At 58.8% G+C, this 14,501-nt stretch carries 12 protein-coding genes; 8 read left to right on the forward strand and 4 right to left on the reverse strand.

Annotated features, from left to right (window positions below; translation table 11 throughout):
• Window positions 1-151: 151 nt before the first annotated feature.
• Entirely contained in the window at window positions 152-760 is a 609-nt protein-coding gene (locus tag ACMXYJ_RS19805; protein ID WP_046032069.1) for a tRNA-(ms[2]io[6]A)-hydroxylase, read from the reverse strand.
• A 160-nt stretch (window positions 761-920) separates the two neighbouring features.
• Between ACMXYJ_RS19805 and ACMXYJ_RS19810 the strand changes: the two genes are divergently transcribed.
• Complete coding sequence (locus tag ACMXYJ_RS19810) at window positions 921-1,784, forward strand: universal stress protein (RefSeq protein WP_415756543.1); 864 nt, start codon at window positions 921-923, stop codon at window positions 1,782-1,784.
• Between the two features lie 125 nt (window positions 1,785-1,909).
• Here the strand turns inward: ACMXYJ_RS19810 and ACMXYJ_RS19815 are convergent, their stop codons facing one another.
• The gene (locus ACMXYJ_RS19815; protein WP_415756544.1) at window positions 1,910-2,380 is read right to left on the reverse strand and encodes a DUF1289 domain-containing protein; all 471 of its coding nucleotides are present in this window, start codon (window positions 2,378-2,380) and stop codon (window positions 1,910-1,912) included.
• 566 nt (window positions 2,381-2,946) lie between these two features.
• Here ACMXYJ_RS19815 and acnB point away from each other — a divergent pair.
• Complete coding sequence (gene acnB / locus ACMXYJ_RS19820) at window positions 2,947-5,556, forward strand: bifunctional aconitate hydratase 2/2-methylisocitrate dehydratase (RefSeq protein WP_415760767.1); 2,610 nt, start codon at window positions 2,947-2,949, stop codon at window positions 5,554-5,556.
• A 170-nt stretch (window positions 5,557-5,726) separates the two neighbouring features.
• On the opposite strand, the gene ACMXYJ_RS19825 is transcribed toward acnB, so the two are convergent.
• The gene (locus ACMXYJ_RS19825; protein ID WP_415756545.1) at window positions 5,727-7,388 is read right to left on the reverse strand and encodes a SulP family inorganic anion transporter; all 1,662 of its coding nucleotides are present in this window, start codon (window positions 7,386-7,388) and stop codon (window positions 5,727-5,729) included.
• Between the two features lie 193 nt (window positions 7,389-7,581).
• Window positions 7,582-8,862 (reverse strand): serine/threonine transporter, encoded by a 1,281-nt coding sequence (locus ACMXYJ_RS19830; RefSeq protein WP_415756546.1) that lies wholly within the window; start codon window positions 8,860-8,862, stop codon window positions 7,582-7,584.
• Between the two features lie 269 nt (window positions 8,863-9,131).
• Between ACMXYJ_RS19830 and ACMXYJ_RS19835 the strand changes: the two genes are divergently transcribed.
• From ACMXYJ_RS19835 to ACMXYJ_RS19860, 6 genes are all read left to right on the forward strand, one after another.
• The gene (locus ACMXYJ_RS19835; protein ID WP_415756547.1) at window positions 9,132-9,515 is read left to right on the forward strand and encodes a tautomerase family protein; all 384 of its coding nucleotides are present in this window, start codon (window positions 9,132-9,134) and stop codon (window positions 9,513-9,515) included.
• Window positions 9,516-9,570: 55 nt separating this feature from the next.
• Window positions 9,571-10,491: a DMT family transporter gene (locus ACMXYJ_RS19840; protein WP_415756549.1), complete on the forward strand. Its 921-nt coding sequence runs from the start codon at window positions 9,571-9,573 to the stop codon at window positions 10,489-10,491.
• An 81-nt stretch (window positions 10,492-10,572) separates the two neighbouring features.
• Window positions 10,573-11,181, forward strand: coding sequence for a TetR/AcrR family transcriptional regulator (locus tag ACMXYJ_RS19845; RefSeq protein ID WP_415756550.1), 609 nt, complete (start codon window positions 10,573-10,575; stop codon window positions 11,179-11,181).
• Between the two features lie 265 nt (window positions 11,182-11,446).
• On the forward strand, window positions 11,447-12,406 hold the full coding sequence (locus tag ACMXYJ_RS19850; protein WP_415756552.1) for a 2-hydroxyacid dehydrogenase: 960 nt from the start codon (window positions 11,447-11,449) through the stop codon (window positions 12,404-12,406).
• A 144-nt stretch (window positions 12,407-12,550) separates the two neighbouring features.
• Window positions 12,551-13,618 (forward strand): phosphotransferase family protein, encoded by a 1,068-nt coding sequence (locus ACMXYJ_RS19855; RefSeq protein ID WP_415756553.1) that lies wholly within the window; start codon window positions 12,551-12,553, stop codon window positions 13,616-13,618.
• A 33-nt stretch (window positions 13,619-13,651) separates the two neighbouring features.
• Window positions 13,652-14,419: an SDR family oxidoreductase gene (locus ACMXYJ_RS19860; RefSeq protein WP_008149805.1), complete on the forward strand. Its 768-nt coding sequence runs from the start codon at window positions 13,652-13,654 to the stop codon at window positions 14,417-14,419.
• The last annotated feature ends 82 nt before the right edge of the window (window positions 14,420-14,501 follow it).

The raw sequence follows: 14,501 nt of genomic DNA on the forward strand, positions 1-14,501 counted from the left end.
ACCGTCTGCCAGCCCTTGCGTAAAGTGGCCGGCATTATGGCGTGAATCGGTGACCGAACAGTTATCGCAGGCAGCAAAAACCGGCCTCGGGGGCCGGTTTTCGGAGATGTTTCATTCTTTTAAGAGTTTTTTACATTTTCGGGCGAAAGCGTCAGGCCGCGGCTGGCACACCGCTGTGGAAACGGAATTCCACGTCTGGCGACTCGATCAGTTCCTGCTCGGCGGCGCGGACCTTGTCGATCACTTGGGCGATGTCCTTGGCGTCACCGTACTGGTAGGCCAGTTTCAGGTAACCCTGGAAATGTCGCGCCTCGCTTTTCAGCAGACCGAAGTAGAACTTGCCCAGTTCTTCGTCCAGATGCGGCACCAGCGCTTCGAAACGCTCGCAGCTACGGGCTTCGATAAAGGCGCCGACCACCAGGGTATCCACCAATTTGACCGGCTCGTGGCTGCGCACCACTTTGCGCAGGCCCGAAGCGTAGCGCCCGGCAGACAGCTGACGCAGTTCGATCTTGCGCTTTTTCATCAGACGCATGACTTGTTCGTGGTGCACCAGCTCTTCCCGGGCCAGACGCGACATCAGGTTGATCAGATCGACGTGGGAGTGATACTTGGCGATCAGGCTCAACGCGGTACTGGCGGCCTTGAATTCACAGTTTTTGTGATCGATCAGCAAGGTTTCCTGATCAGCCAGCGCGGCCTGAACCCAGCCATCGGGGGTGCGGCAGCCGAGGAACTCGTGAATTTCGGGAAGGATCATGGGGCTCACGGATAAGAGGTTCAAAATCGAAGGGCGCCGATTATACCGGCCTGCCGGCAGACCACCAGTCGCGACCGTTGATATACATCAAGTCCCGAAAGCGCGACCAGCAACTATAGTTGTCCAACGCAGTATTTTTTACTTCATGGAGATCCCGATCATGCAAGCCATTCGCAGCATTCTGGTGGTCCTCGAACCTGAACACTCGGAAAGCCTGGCGCTCAAACGCGCCAAGCTGATTGCCGGCGTGACCCAGGCTCATCTGCATCTGCTCGTCTGCGACCGCAAGCATGACCACAGCGGCATGTTGGGCGTGCTCAAGGCCGCGCTGATCGAGGACGGCTACAGCGTCACCACTGAGCAGGCGTGGAACGAAAGCCTGCACGAAACCATCGTCGATGTGCAGCAGGCTGAAGGCTGCGGCCTGGTGGTCAAACAGCATTACCCCGACAGTCCGCTGAAAAAAGCCCTGTTGACCCCGGCGGACTGGAAACTGCTGCGTTACTGCCCGACGCCGGTGCTGCTGGTCAAAACTTCGAAACCCTGGACCGGCGGGGTCATTCTGGCGGCGATCGATGTCGGTAATACCGATGGTGAACACCGCACCTTGCACTCTTGTATTGTCGATCACGGTTACGACATCGCCAGCCTGGCCAAGGCCCATTTGCACGTGGTCAGTGCTCATCCGTCGCCGATGCTGTCGGCGGCGGACCCGACGTTGCAGCTCAGTGAAACCATCGAGGCGCGCTATCGCGAACAGTGCAAGGCGTTTCAAGCCGAGTTCGACATTGATGACGACCACCTGCACATCGAGGAAGGGCCGGCGGATGTGTTGATTCCGTTCATGGTCCACAAGCTGCAGGCGGCGGTGACGGTCATCGGTACCGTGGCGCGGTCCGGGTTGTCCGGGGCGTTGATTGGGAACACGGCGGAAGTGGTGCTGGATGCGGTGGAGAGCGATGTGCTGGTGCTGAAGCCGGATACGATCATGGATCATCTGGAGGAGATCGTGACCCAGCATTGAGATTTGCGGCGCCGGATAGATTGCCATCGCGAGCAAGCTCGCTCCCACATTGGATCTGTGGCGTTCACAAATCCCCTGTGGGAGCGAGCTTGCTCCGGGCGGCGTTCCGACGATGCTTTTAATGGTTAACCGCCGAAGGCATCCCTGAGGAAACCGGGGGCAATGTAGCGCTGGTAATGCGCCTCGGAGAGTAAAAAGAACTCCCGATCAATGGCATCCCGCAGCTCCGGCAGGCTCCAGTCGCGAAACTCCGGCATCAGCACCATTCCGTAGGCCTCCAGGTTGTTGATGACCCGTGCACCCCGGGCGATCAACTGATACGCCCAGCAATATTCCGACTGATGCGGCACAAAACGAATCTTGCGTTGCTCCAGTTGCAGTCGAAGGCGCTGGGGATCGAAAACCTCAAGCTTGCTGGCCATCACTTGAGACAGCAGCAGCTCAAGACGCAGCCACACCGCGCGCTTTTCCTCCTCGTTGTAACCATTCCAGTTGATCACTTCATGGTGGAAACGCTTGCAGCCACGGCACACCAAATCACCGTAAACAGTGGAGCAGAGGCCGACGCAGGGGGTCTTGATGGTCTGATTGGGCATAGGTTGGGAGAGCACGGGAAAGCAGAACAGATCGGCATGTTAGCCCTTTGTCTAACATTGATCACCCCTCAATCTTGAGGGCTGAGGGTCTATTGGACTTTGGTGACGGCCGCGTTGCGCGCCAACGTGCGCGAGGCTGCGTTGCGGGATTTGCCAAGGGAACAACCATTAGCGGCATCCCGCGCCTTGCCTCGCACACGTTGGCCCACAACGCGACTCGCCACCAAAGTCCAATAGACCCTGACTTACCTTTAATTTTTTTTTGCCGTAGAATCAGCCAGCCTTTTAAGGCGCCAATGTCCGTTAGAAGCTGTTTTCAAAGCGTCACGAGCACAGTCGTTCCTTCAGAGCGGTGTTGGCGAAGGGTTTTTCCAGCGGGGAAAAGCCCAACGCCAACCCTCATCAGCTCCCCGTTCTGCAGGCGTAAAACTTTGAAAGCAGCTTCTGTAAGGAATTGTCGGTAATTCTGGCTAAGTGGCCCAAAACGCCATGCAGCGCATGAGTACGGCAATTTCGGGATGAGCGTCCCGGACACCCATTTGGGACCACTGATGAGGGTAATAACTGTGCTTGAAGCCTACCGCAAACATATCGAAGAGCGTGCAGCACTGGGTATCGTTCCCCAGCCGCTAAACGCCGAACAAACTGCAGGCCTGGTCGAGCTGCTGAAGAATCCCCCGGCTGGCGAAGAAGCTTTCCTCGTTGACCTGATCACCAATCGCATTCCGCCAGGTGTGGACGAAGCAGCCTATGTAAAGGCCGGTTTCCTGTCTGCCCTCGCTAAAGGCGAAGCAAAATCCCCTCTGATCGACAAGAAACGCGCTGTTGAACTGCTCGGCACCATGCAGGGCGGCTACAACATCGTGACTCTGGTTAATCTGCTTGAAGACGCCGAACTGGCGCCAGTCGCTGCCGAAGAACTCAAGCACACCCTGCTGATGTTCGACGCTTTCCACGATGTCGCTGAAAAAGCCAAGAACGGCAACGTTCACGCTAAAGGCGTGCTGCAATCCTGGGCTGACGGCGAGTGGTTCAAAAACCGCCCTGTCCTGGCCGACAAGATCAGCCTGCGCGTATTCAAGGTCACCGGCGAAACCAACACCGACGACCTGTCCCCTGCTCCTGATGCCTGGTCCCGTCCGGACATCCCGCTGCACGCCCTCGCCATGCTGAAAATGGCCCGTGAAGGCATCGTGCCTGACGCCCAAGGCGTCACCGGTCCGATGAAGCAGATCGAAGAAATGCGCAACGCCGGCTTCCCGATCGCCTACGTTGGCGACGTGGTTGGTACCGGTTCTTCGCGTAAATCGGCGACCAACTCGGTACTGTGGTTCTTCGGCGACGACGTTCCTTTCGTGCCGAACAAGCGTGCCGGTGGTTTCTGCTTCGGCAGCAAAATCGCTCCGATCTTCTACAACACCATGGAAGATGCTGGCGCACTGCCAATCGAATTCGACGTCACCAACATGCACATGGGCGACGTGATCGACCTGTACCCGCATGCTGGCAAAGTCTGCAAACACGGCACTGACGAAGTCCTGACCACCTTCGAAATGAAGACCCCGGTGCTGTTGGACGAAGTCCGTGCTGGCGGCCGTATTCCGCTGATCATCGGCCGCGGCCTGACCGACAAGGCCCGTGCCGAATTGGGCCTGGGCGCTACCGACCTGTTCAAACTGCCAGAAGCACCTGTCGACACCGGCAAGGGCTTCACCCTGGCACAGAAAATGGTCGGCAAGGCTTGCGGTCTGCCAGAAGGCAAAGGCGTTCGTCCAGGTACTTACTGCGAACCGAAAATGACCACCGTCGGCTCTCAGGACACCACCGGTCCTATGACCCGTGACGAACTGAAAGACCTGGCGTGCCTGGGCTTCTCGACCGATCTGGTAATGCAGTCCTTCTGCCACACCGCGGCCTATCCAAAGCCGATCGACGTGACCACCCACCACACCCTGCCAGACTTCATCATGACCCGCGGCGGCGTTTCCCTGCGTCCGGGCGACGGCATCATCCACAGCTGGCTGAACCGTATGCTGCTGCCGGACACCGTCGGTACCGGTGGTGACTCGCACACCCGTTTCCCGATGGGCATTTCGTTCCCGGCCGGTTCCGGTCTGGTAGCGTTTGCCGCAGCCACTGGCGTTATGCCGCTGGACATGCCGGAATCGATCCTGGTGCGCTTCAAAGGCAAAATGCAACCGGGCGTTACCCTGCGTGACCTGGTTCACGCCATTCCTTACTTCGCGATTCAGGCTGGCCTGCTGACCGTCGAGAAGAAAGGCAAGAAGAACGCCTTCTCCGGCCGCATCCTGGAAATCGAAGGCCTGGACAACCTGAGCATCGAGCAAGCTTTCGAGCTGTCCGACGCCTCGGCCGAACGTTCGGCTGCCGGTTGCACCATCAAGCTGTCGAAAGAGTCGATCACCGAGTACCTGAGCTCCAACGTCACCCTGCTGCGCTGGATGATCGGCGAAGGCTACGGCGATGCACGTACCCTGGAACGTCGTGCTCAAGCGATGGAAGCCTGGATCGCCAACCCTGAGTTGATGGTTGCCGATGCTGACGCCGAATACGCTGAAATCATCGAAATCGACCTGGCCGACATCAAAGAGCCTGTGCTCTGTGCGCCAAACGATCCGGACGACGCCCGTCTGCTGTCCAGCGTTGCTGGCGAGAAGATCGACGAAGTGTTCATCGGTTCGTGCATGACCAACATCGGTCACTTCCGCGCTGCCGGCAAGTTGCTGGAACAGGTCAAAGGTCAGCTTCCAACCCGTCTGTGGCTGTCGCCGCCGACCAAAATGGACGCTCACCAGCTGACCGAAGAAGGCTACTACGGCATCTACGGCAAGGCCGGCGCTCGCATGGAAATGCCAGGCTGCTCGCTGTGCATGGGTAACCAGGCACGTGTAGAGCCGAACTCGACTGTTGTGTCGACGTCGACCCGTAACTTCCCGAACCGTCTGGGTGACGGCGCGAACGTCTACCTGGCTTCGGCCGAGCTGGCGTCTGTCGCTTCCATCCTGGGTCGCCTGCCGACCGTCGAGGAGTACATGGAATACGCTGGCAAGATCGACAGCATGGCGGCTGATGTTTACCGCTACCTGTCCTTCGACCAGATCGCCGAGTTCCGTGAAGCTGCTGCGAACGCCAACATCCCGGTCGTTCAAGCCTAACGCTGCAACGCAATAAAAAACGCCGCCCATCGTGAGATGAGCGGCGTTTTTTTATGCCTGCAGGTTTGCACTAAACCCTGTGGGAGCGAGCTTGCTCAAGATAGCTGCATTACATTCAACATCAATGCTGAATGACACACCGCCATCGCGAGCAAGCTCGCTCCCACAGGTCATGCGGATGACTTGAGTGCTTGCTGCACAGCGCCGTCAACGCTCAAACTGCTAAGACTCACCTGCTCCAGCTCCTGCGTCGGCAACTTCGACAGCACTGCTTTAGCCTCATGTTTGAGCCGCGCCAGAATCAGCAGCTTGTCCTCGGCTCGCACTTGCATAAAGAACGTTTCCAGCGCCTCGATGCTGGTGCCATCCAGGTTGGGAGACTCCTCCAGACTGAGAATGATCGTATGAATCGGTGGCGATGCATGCCGGGCCAGGCGCAATGCACCGCCCAGGATGCGCTCCACGTTGGCAAAAAACAGCGCCTCGCTCGGCCTGACGATCAGCACTCCGGGGATCTCGCAGGCCTGGGGATGGCGTTGCACATCGACAAATTCATGACCACCGCCCATTTGCCCCAGCACCTGAATATCCGCCGACGACATCTGTTTCAACATCAGGACCACGCTGATCACCACCGCCACCAATAGACCGTCCAGTACCCCCAGCACCAGCACCGCCGCCACCGCGCAAATCACCAGCAGGCGATCGCGACGCCAAACGAAATACCGGCCCAAGGGCTGCAGGCTCAAGCCTCGCGCCAATGCGTGGATGACAATGGCCGCCAGCACCGGCTCGGGGGTCAGGGCAATCCAGGGCAACACCGTCAAGACGATGAGCAACACCACCCCCGCCGCTACCGCACCCGCCAGACGCGAGCCGGCACCCGCCGCCTCATTGGCCGACGTCGCAGAGTAACCGGCGCCTGCCGGCATGCCATGGAACAGGCCTGACAGTAAATTGGCCGCACCGAGTGCCAGCAGGTCGCGGTTCGAGGACACGCGGTCGCCGTGTTTGAGCGCAAATGAGGTGATCGATCCGTAAGATTCGGCATACAGAATCATCACCATGGCGAACGCCAGTTCACCCAGGCGCAGCCAGTCGGCAAACGGCAACACGGGAAGACGAGGCACTTCAAGGCTCAGATCGATCACGCCGATCAGTTTCACCCCATACGCTGGCAAGTTCAGCCATTGGCCGGCCGCGATACCGAGCGCCACCACCAGCAAACCTCCCGGCAAACGCCTGACCCGCGCGCACAACCAAAGCACCAATAAGGACACCGCCGCCACGAGGGCGCCGACCCGGTTCCACTGGGGCAATTGCTCAAGCAGTTGCGGCACGAAACGGATCAGGTTGCCATTGCTCAAGTGCACATCGACGATGCTCGCTACTTGCTTGAGGATGATCGTCACTGCCAGGCCGAAGGCAAAGCCTCGCAGCACTGGTTTGGCAATAAACGAGGTCACGCTGCCGAGCTTGAACAGTCCGGCCAGCAGGAAAAACCCACCCGTCACCAGCACTAGACCGATCGCCAGGGTCATGCGCAGGCCCGAGTCACCATTGGCCAACGTGGCTGTGGCGGCGGCCAGTACCGCCGCCGAAGACGAGGTCGCAGAAACGATGGCAAAGCGACTGGTGCCGAACAGCCCGTAGCACAGCAGACCGGCAAATAACGCAATGACACCCGCCTGTGGTGGCAACGCGGCAATGCTTGAATAGGCGACCGCCTCGGGTAACAACAAGCCGGCAATCGACAGTCCGGCCAATACGTCCAGCCAGCGGTTTGGCCTGTCGGCACGGGGTTGCGCCGATGCGCCGTGGGCACGAGCCATGAAGCGTCTCCAGAGAAAGATAGACTGGCCGGGAAAAGTCCTCGGCAAACGCTCTATGACGCGCGAAATGCAGCTTCAAGCTTAGTCGCTAATCCCCACGGGATGTGTGTTCTGGGTCAGGTGCCGAGCTTTACGCCAGGCAAAAAAAGGCCGCACTGTGCGGTATGCACAGTGCGGCCGTTGTTTCGCCCAATCAGGCAGTCAGCGAATAGATCAACGCCGAGATCGCCACCAGGCCCACCGCCGTCACGAAGACGTTGGAAGCCTGACCGCGATAACGCGCCATGGCCGGGACCTTGCGGATTGCGTACATCGGCATCAGGAACAGGATCGCGGCGATGATCGGGCCACCGAGGGTTTCGATCATCCCCAGAATGCTCGGGTTCAACGTGGCAACGATCCAGCAGACCACCAGCATGAAGGCGGCAGTCATGCGATCCAGGGTCTTCGGTGCCGGGCGCTTGCCACTCTTCACGATCAGACCTTTAAGACCTTCGCTGGCGCCGATGTAGTGACCCAGGAACGACTTGGAAATGGCCACGAACGCAATCAACGGCGCCGCGAAGGCGATGGTCGGGTTGCTGAAGTGGTTGGCCAGGTACGACAGGATCGACAGGTTCTGCGCCTTGGCTTCAGCCAATTGCGCCGGCGACAGGGTTAGCACGCAACTGAACACGAAGAACAGCACCATCACCACCATCAAGGCGTGGGCGCGGGACAGGATCTGCGAGCTGCGCTCTTCGGCGTGATCACCGTAACGACGCTTCTGGTCCACGGCGAACGCCGAGATGATCGGCGAATGGTTGAACGAGAACACCATCACCGGAATCGCCAGCCACAGCGTGTGCAGCAGTGCCGACGGTTCTGGCAGCGTCGACGCGGTGGCGAGAATGCCGCCGTTCCAATGAGGAATCAGGAACACCGCGAGGAACAGCAGCGCAACAATGAACGGATAAACCATCAGGCTCATGGCCTTGACGATCGCCTGCTCGCCGCAACGTACCACCGCCAACAGGCCGAGGATCAGCACGAGCGACAGCACGGCGCGCGGTGGCGGCATGATGTGCAGTTGATGTTCGAGGAAACTGCCCACGGTGTTGGTCAGGGCCACGCTATAAATCAGCAGGATCGGGAAGATCGCGAAGAAGTACAGCAAGGTGATCAGCGCGCCAGCCTTGATCCCGAAGTGCTCTTCCACCACTTCAGTGATGTCCGCGCCTTCGCGTCCGGACAACACAAAGCGTGTCAGGCCACGGTGTGCGTAAAACGTCATGGGGAACGCCAACACCGCCAGGACCAGCAACGGCCAGAAGCCGCCCAGACCCGCGTTGATCGGCAAAAACAACGTGCCAGCCCCGATGGCCGTGCCAAACAGGCCCAGCATCCAGGTGGTGTCATGGCGATTCCAGCTCTCAAGCGTCGCTGGTGCCGTCGATACATAGCGTTCGTCGACGCTATTGGCCTGATCATTCATCCGGTGGGATCTCCGCATTCCGGTCAGTTGCTACCCGGTCAGGACGAGTCGGAAAAATCCGACAGGCAGCGCCCTGGCCGAAACAGGGGCGCGATTGTCCGGGATTAATGAGCAGAAGCAAAGACTTAGCTGAGGAGTGGTTGTGCGGATCAGATCCATTGGCACCCTTTATTAAATAGATGTTTTAAAAAATCTATTTAATAAAGGATTACCGTCATGTAATTTCGATGCTCACTGCTGACCGGCAGCCCTTACCAACGGAGCCTCTCATGCCACTCGTTCGCGTCGACATCAAAAAGCATCAAGACCCGACTCACGCCAAACGTGTCGGGCAATTGATCTACGCCGCCATGCACAGCGCCATTGGCGTGCCGGAGAACGATAACTTCCAGATTCTTGCCGAGCACGACGAACAGCATTTCATTTTTGATCCCGGCTACCTGGGCATCAATCGCACCGACAATCTGGTGGTGATTCAGATCACCCTGAGCGAAGGCCGCACCCTCGAACAGAAGAAACTCCTCTACAAAACCATCGCCGAGAGCCTTAACGCGGAACTGGCGGTGCGCCTGGAAGATGTATTCATCAATCTGGTGGAGGTAAAGAAAGAGAACTGGTCGTTTGGCAATGGAATCGCGCAATACGCCGTTTGAGCGATCGAACGCTCGATACACCTTTGGTCTTTGCACCAGCCCCAGGAGAACATCCATGAAACAGGCCGCGTATATCGCGTTCGCTTTGCTCGGCCTGATCTGGGGCACCAACTTCATCTTCATGAAGTGGGCCGCCGCATGGATTACGCCCACACAGATCGTCTTTCTGCGGGTGCTGTTCGGGTTCCTGCCGATCCTGATTTTCGCCCTCCTGCGCCGCAGCCTCAGTTGGTCGCACCTGCGTCACAGCCACCACTTTCTGGTCATGGCGCTGTTGGCGACGGTGATTTACTACTACGCCTTCGCCAAAGGCACCTCGTTGCTCTTATCCAGCGTGGCCGGGATGCTCAGCGGCGCGATCCCGTTGTTTTCCTTTGTCACCGCTTGGCTTTTCCTGCGTGCAGAACCGCTGAATTCCCGAACGGCCTTCGGCATTTTCCTGGGTTTTGTCGGGGTGATTCTGATCGCCCGACCGTGGAACAGCCTGGCGGCAGGTGTCGATGTCAGCGGCGTGCTGTACATGATCGCCGGTTCGCTGAGCGTGGGCTGTTCCTTTGTCTATGCTCGACGCTTCATCACGCCTTTAGGTTTGTCGCCGCTGGCGCTGTCGACCTATCAGATCGGTTTGGCGCTGCTGCTGATCACGCTGATCACCGACATGCACGGTCTGGCGCGGATCGCTGCAGACCCGGTGGCGCTGGGGGGCGTGATCCTGGGCCTGGGTCTGGCCGGGACCGGCATCGCCTACATCCTTTATTACTTCATCGTGCAACGACTGGGTGCCCTCGCCGCTTCGGGCGTCACTTACATCCCGCCAGTCATTGCGCTGCTGATCGGTACGCTGTTGGTGGGTGAGCCGATCAAGAGCCTGGACCTGTTGGCGATGCTGCTGATTCTGGGTGGGGTCTATGTCCTGCAATCCGGGAAGAAAAATCCTACGCCCGGGCCGACGGTCGCGATCAAACAGAGCCACTGACCACAACCGTCTGGAAGACACGGCACCGGCAGATCCCTATGATGCCGGCCATCAATACGTTGCAGAACCTGTGAGCCACCAATGCCCCGAGTCTCCCGCAAACAAGCCGAACTCAACCGCGAGATCATCGTCGAGGCCGCCACGCGTCTGTTTCGCGAACGCGGCCTGCACGGGATCAGTGTCGTCGATGTGATGGGCGCGGCCGGCCTCACCCATGGCGGGTTCTATGGTCACTTCGAATCCAAGGAGGCGCTGGCAAAAGAGGCTTGCAGCCGGGCGTTCACCCAGTCGATGGAACGCTGGAAGCAGAAAATAGAGGCTAACGACGACAGTCTCTCGGCTCGCGAGAGCATCATCGCGCCCTACCTGTCCGCGGCCAATCGCGATAATCCGGGCGAAAGCTGCCCGGTGACCGCGTTTGCCGGCGACATGTGTCATGAAACCGCTGAAAGTGGATTGCACCAGACCTACACCCAAGGGCTGGAGGCATTGTTGCAGATGCTGGCACCGCTGATGGGCGCGGATCAGCCCGACACCAATCGGCAAAAAGCGTTGGTGGACTATTCGCTGATGGTCGGCGCCCTGACCCTGGCTCGCGCAACCCGGGGTGACGCCTTGTCCGATGAAATTCTCGATGCAGCCCGGACATTTCTCACCTCGGACACGGCGGGTCGTGCGGTGGCTGGCTGAGATAAATACAGCGCAGTGAACCCAAGGCCCCGCCAGCAATGGACGGGGCCTTGTTGTTTCTCCCGCCCGTTCGGCGTCTTTCGTACGAAACCCAAGGAGAAACACCCGCAAATGTAAGCGCTACGGAACGCTCCTACACTGAGGTCGAAAGCCATAAGCCTGCTATCTTTGGTAAATACCAAACCGTTGCGCAATCAGCACTTTGAAGCAACGTCTTGAAGCAACTTTCGAGCCCCCGACTTTCCGATGCCAACAGGAGCCCAGCATGCCCGCAACCGTTCTGGTACTGGTTGAAACCATCAATGATTACCTGCCGATTCTCGAACATCAGGGGTTTCACCTGATTCTGGCTCCGACACCAGCCGAGCGCGCCGATGCCATCACACGGCATGGCGCCCAGATCGATGCGGTGCTGACCCGCGGCCCATTGGGCCTGTATGCCGACGAAATCGCCGCCCTGCCCAATCTCAAGATCATCTGCGTGATCGGCGCCGGCTACGAACACGTCGACCTGCAAGCCGCCGCCAACCGGGGCATTACGGTCACCAATGGCGCCGGAGTCAATGCTTCTTCGGTCGCCGACCATGCCATGGCAATGCTGCTGTCGCTGGTGCGTGACATTCCCCGTTGCGACGCCGCCGTTCGCCGGGGTGAATGGCCGAAAATCATGCGCCCTTCCCTGGCGGGCAAGCACTTGGGCATCCTGGGGCTCGGTGCGGTCGGAATGGCCATCGCCAAACGCGCCGCCCACGGCTTCGACATGACGGTGAGTTACCACAACCGCCAGCATCGCAGCGATGTGCCGTACAGCTTCCGCTCGACGCCCACCGAATTGGCACGGGAATCAGACTTTTTGGTCGTCGCCACCCCCGGCGGACTGGGCACCAAACACCTGATCAACCGACAAGTACTCGACGCATTGGGCCCTCAGGGGTTCATCGTCAACATCGCCCGAGCCAGTGTGATCGTCACCGCAGACCTGATCAGCGCGCTTGAGCAGCGCAGGATTGCCGGCGCTGCGCTGGATGTCTTCGACACAGAACCCCAAGTACCCAATGCCTTCAAGGCGTTGGCCAATGTGATCCTCACCCCGCATGTCGCCGGTCTGTCCCCGGAAGCCACTCAAGGCACCGTGGAGCTGGTAGGTCGCAATCTGGTGGCGTTCTTCACCGGCAATCCGGTATTGACGCCGATTGCCCTGCCCTCGACGACGAGCATGATCTGACCACCATTCAAACAGGTGTATCAAAAACAATGATTGCCCGGCAACACGCTCACCTATAAGGGCGTTTCGTGGTTGTGGGTGTCGGGTGCGCGCATTAGATTAGCCAATAGTCTCAGGCCTCCAGAATAAGCAGAAGGGATAAGCATGGCGCTTACTGACCAGTCCACACGTATCCGCACCGGCGAAGAACTCGATGCCAGCCTGATCGATCCGTACCTCAAGGCCCACATTCCGGGCCTGAGTGGTTTGCCGCAGATCAGCCAGTTTCCGGGCGGTGCGTCGAACCTCACCTACTTGCTGGAATACCCCGAACAGGAGTTCGTCCTGCGTCGCCCGCCGTTTGGCCACAAGGCCAAGTCCGCCCACGACATGGGCCGCGAATTTCGCATCCTCAATCAGCTCCGTGATGGTTTTCCGTACTGTCCGAAAGCCTACGTGCACTGCACTGACGAATCGGTGATCGGCGCCGAGTTCTATGTGATGGAACGGGTCAAGGGGATCATCCTGCGCTCCGAACTGCCGCCGGAACTGGGTCTGGATTCGGCGAAAACCGAAACGCTGTGCAAGAGCCTCATCGACAAGTTCGTTGAACTGCACCGGGTCGACTACAACGCCTATGGCTTGGGCGACCTCGGCAAACCCGAAGGTTATGTCGCGCGGCAAATAAAAGGCTGGAGCGATCGCTACGAGAAAGCCCTGACCCCGGACGCACCGAAGTGGGAGGCGGTCAAAGCCTGGCTCAACGACAAGATGCCGGCCGATCACCCGACCTCCAGCATCGTCCACAACGACTACCGCTTCGACAACGTGATCCTCGACCCAAACAACCCAATGGACATCATCGGCGTGCTCGACTGGGAACTGACCACCCTCGGCGACCCGCTGATGGACCTGGGCAACACCCTCGCCTACTGGATCGAAGCCGACGACCCGGCACCGGTGCAATTGATGCGCCGTCAACCGAGCCACGCACCGGGCATGCTGACCCGCCGTGAGTTCGTCGATTACTACGCCGAGCGTTCAGGCATCCAGATCGACAACTTCGACTTCTACTACACCTACGGCCTGTTCCGCCTGGCCGGCATCGTGCAGCAGATCTACTACCGCTTCTTCCATGGTCAGACCCAGGACAAACGCTTCGCGCAGTTCATTCACATGAACAAACTGCTGGAGCAGATGAGCCTGCAAGTCATTTCGAAATCCAGCCTCTGATCAAGCCACTGGCCCCAATAACAAGGAAAAACCATGTCCAAGACTCAGTTGTTCGACCTCGATGGCAAAATCGCATTCGTGTCTGGCGCCAGCCGTGGTATCGGTGAAGCCATCGCCAAACTGTTGGCCCAGCAAGGCGCCCACGTGATCGTCTCGAGCCGCAAACTCGACGGCTGCCAGCACGTGGCTGACGCGATCATCGCCGCTGGCGGTAAAGCCACTGCTGTTGCTTGCCACATCGGTGAAATGGAACAGATCAGCCAGGTCTTCGCCGGCATCCGCGAACAGTTCGGGCGACTGGACATCCTGGTCAACAATGCGGCGACCAACCCGCAGTTCTGCAACGTACTGGACACCGACCTCAGCGCTTTCCAGAAAACCGTCGACGTGAACATCCGCGGCTACTTCTTCATGTCGGTGGAAGCCGGCAAGTTGATGCGCGAAAACGGCGGCGGCAGCATCATCAACGTCGCCTCGATCAACGGCATCTCGCCGGGGATCTTCCAAGGCATCTACTCGGTGACCAAAGCGGCGGTCATCAACATGACCAAAGTGTTCGCCAAGGAATGCGCGCAGTTCGGCATCCGCTGCAACGCCCTGCTGCCAGGTCTGACCGACACCAAATTCGCTTCGGCGCTGGTGAAGAACGAGGCTATTTTGAACACGGCATTGCAGCAGATTCCGCTCAAGCGTGTGGCGGATCCGAGTGAGATGGCGGGAGCGGTGTTGTATCTGGCGAGTGATGCGTCGAGTTACACCACTGGGGTTTCGTTGAATGTGGATGGTGGGTTCTTGTCCTGATCCGATTGACCGGATGAGCAAAAGGCAGCCTTCGGGCTGCCTTCTTTTTTGCCCACACTAAAGAATTTTAATTCCATCATTT

The organism is Pseudomonas arabinosi (genome assembly GCF_047758675.1).
GTDB classification, from domain to species: domain Bacteria; phylum Pseudomonadota; class Gammaproteobacteria; order Pseudomonadales; family Pseudomonadaceae; genus Aquipseudomonas; species Aquipseudomonas arabinosi.

What these genes read in the sequence shown, in the direction of transcription:
- ACMXYJ_RS19805 (WP_046032069.1), bottom strand. Translation starts at nt 760, where the DNA reads ATGATCCTTCCCGAAATTCACGAGTTCCTCGGCTGCCGCACCCCCGAT.
- ACMXYJ_RS19810 (WP_415756543.1), top strand. Translation starts at nt 921, where the DNA reads ATGCAAGCCATTCGCAGCATTCTGGTGGTCCTCGAACCTGAACACTCG.
- ACMXYJ_RS19815 (WP_415756544.1), bottom strand. Translation starts at nt 2,380, where the DNA reads ATGCCCAATCAGACCATCAAGACCCCCTGCGTCGGCCTCTGCTCCACT.
- ACMXYJ_RS19825 (WP_415756545.1), bottom strand. Translation starts at nt 7,388, where the DNA reads ATGGCTCGTGCCCACGGCGCATCGGCGCAACCCCGTGCCGACAGGCCA.
- ACMXYJ_RS19830 (WP_415756546.1), bottom strand. Translation starts at nt 8,862, where the DNA reads ATGAATGATCAGGCCAATAGCGTCGACGAACGCTATGTATCGACGGCA.
- ACMXYJ_RS19835 (WP_415756547.1), top strand. Translation starts at nt 9,132, where the DNA reads ATGCCACTCGTTCGCGTCGACATCAAAAAGCATCAAGACCCGACTCAC.
- ACMXYJ_RS19840 (WP_415756549.1), top strand. Translation starts at nt 9,571, where the DNA reads ATGAAACAGGCCGCGTATATCGCGTTCGCTTTGCTCGGCCTGATCTGG.
- ACMXYJ_RS19845 (WP_415756550.1), top strand. Translation starts at nt 10,573, where the DNA reads ATGCCCCGAGTCTCCCGCAAACAAGCCGAACTCAACCGCGAGATCATC.
- ACMXYJ_RS19850 (WP_415756552.1), top strand. Translation starts at nt 11,447, where the DNA reads ATGCCCGCAACCGTTCTGGTACTGGTTGAAACCATCAATGATTACCTG.
- ACMXYJ_RS19855 (WP_415756553.1), top strand. Translation starts at nt 12,551, where the DNA reads ATGGCGCTTACTGACCAGTCCACACGTATCCGCACCGGCGAAGAACTC.
- ACMXYJ_RS19860 (WP_008149805.1), top strand. Translation starts at nt 13,652, where the DNA reads ATGTCCAAGACTCAGTTGTTCGACCTCGATGGCAAAATCGCATTCGTG.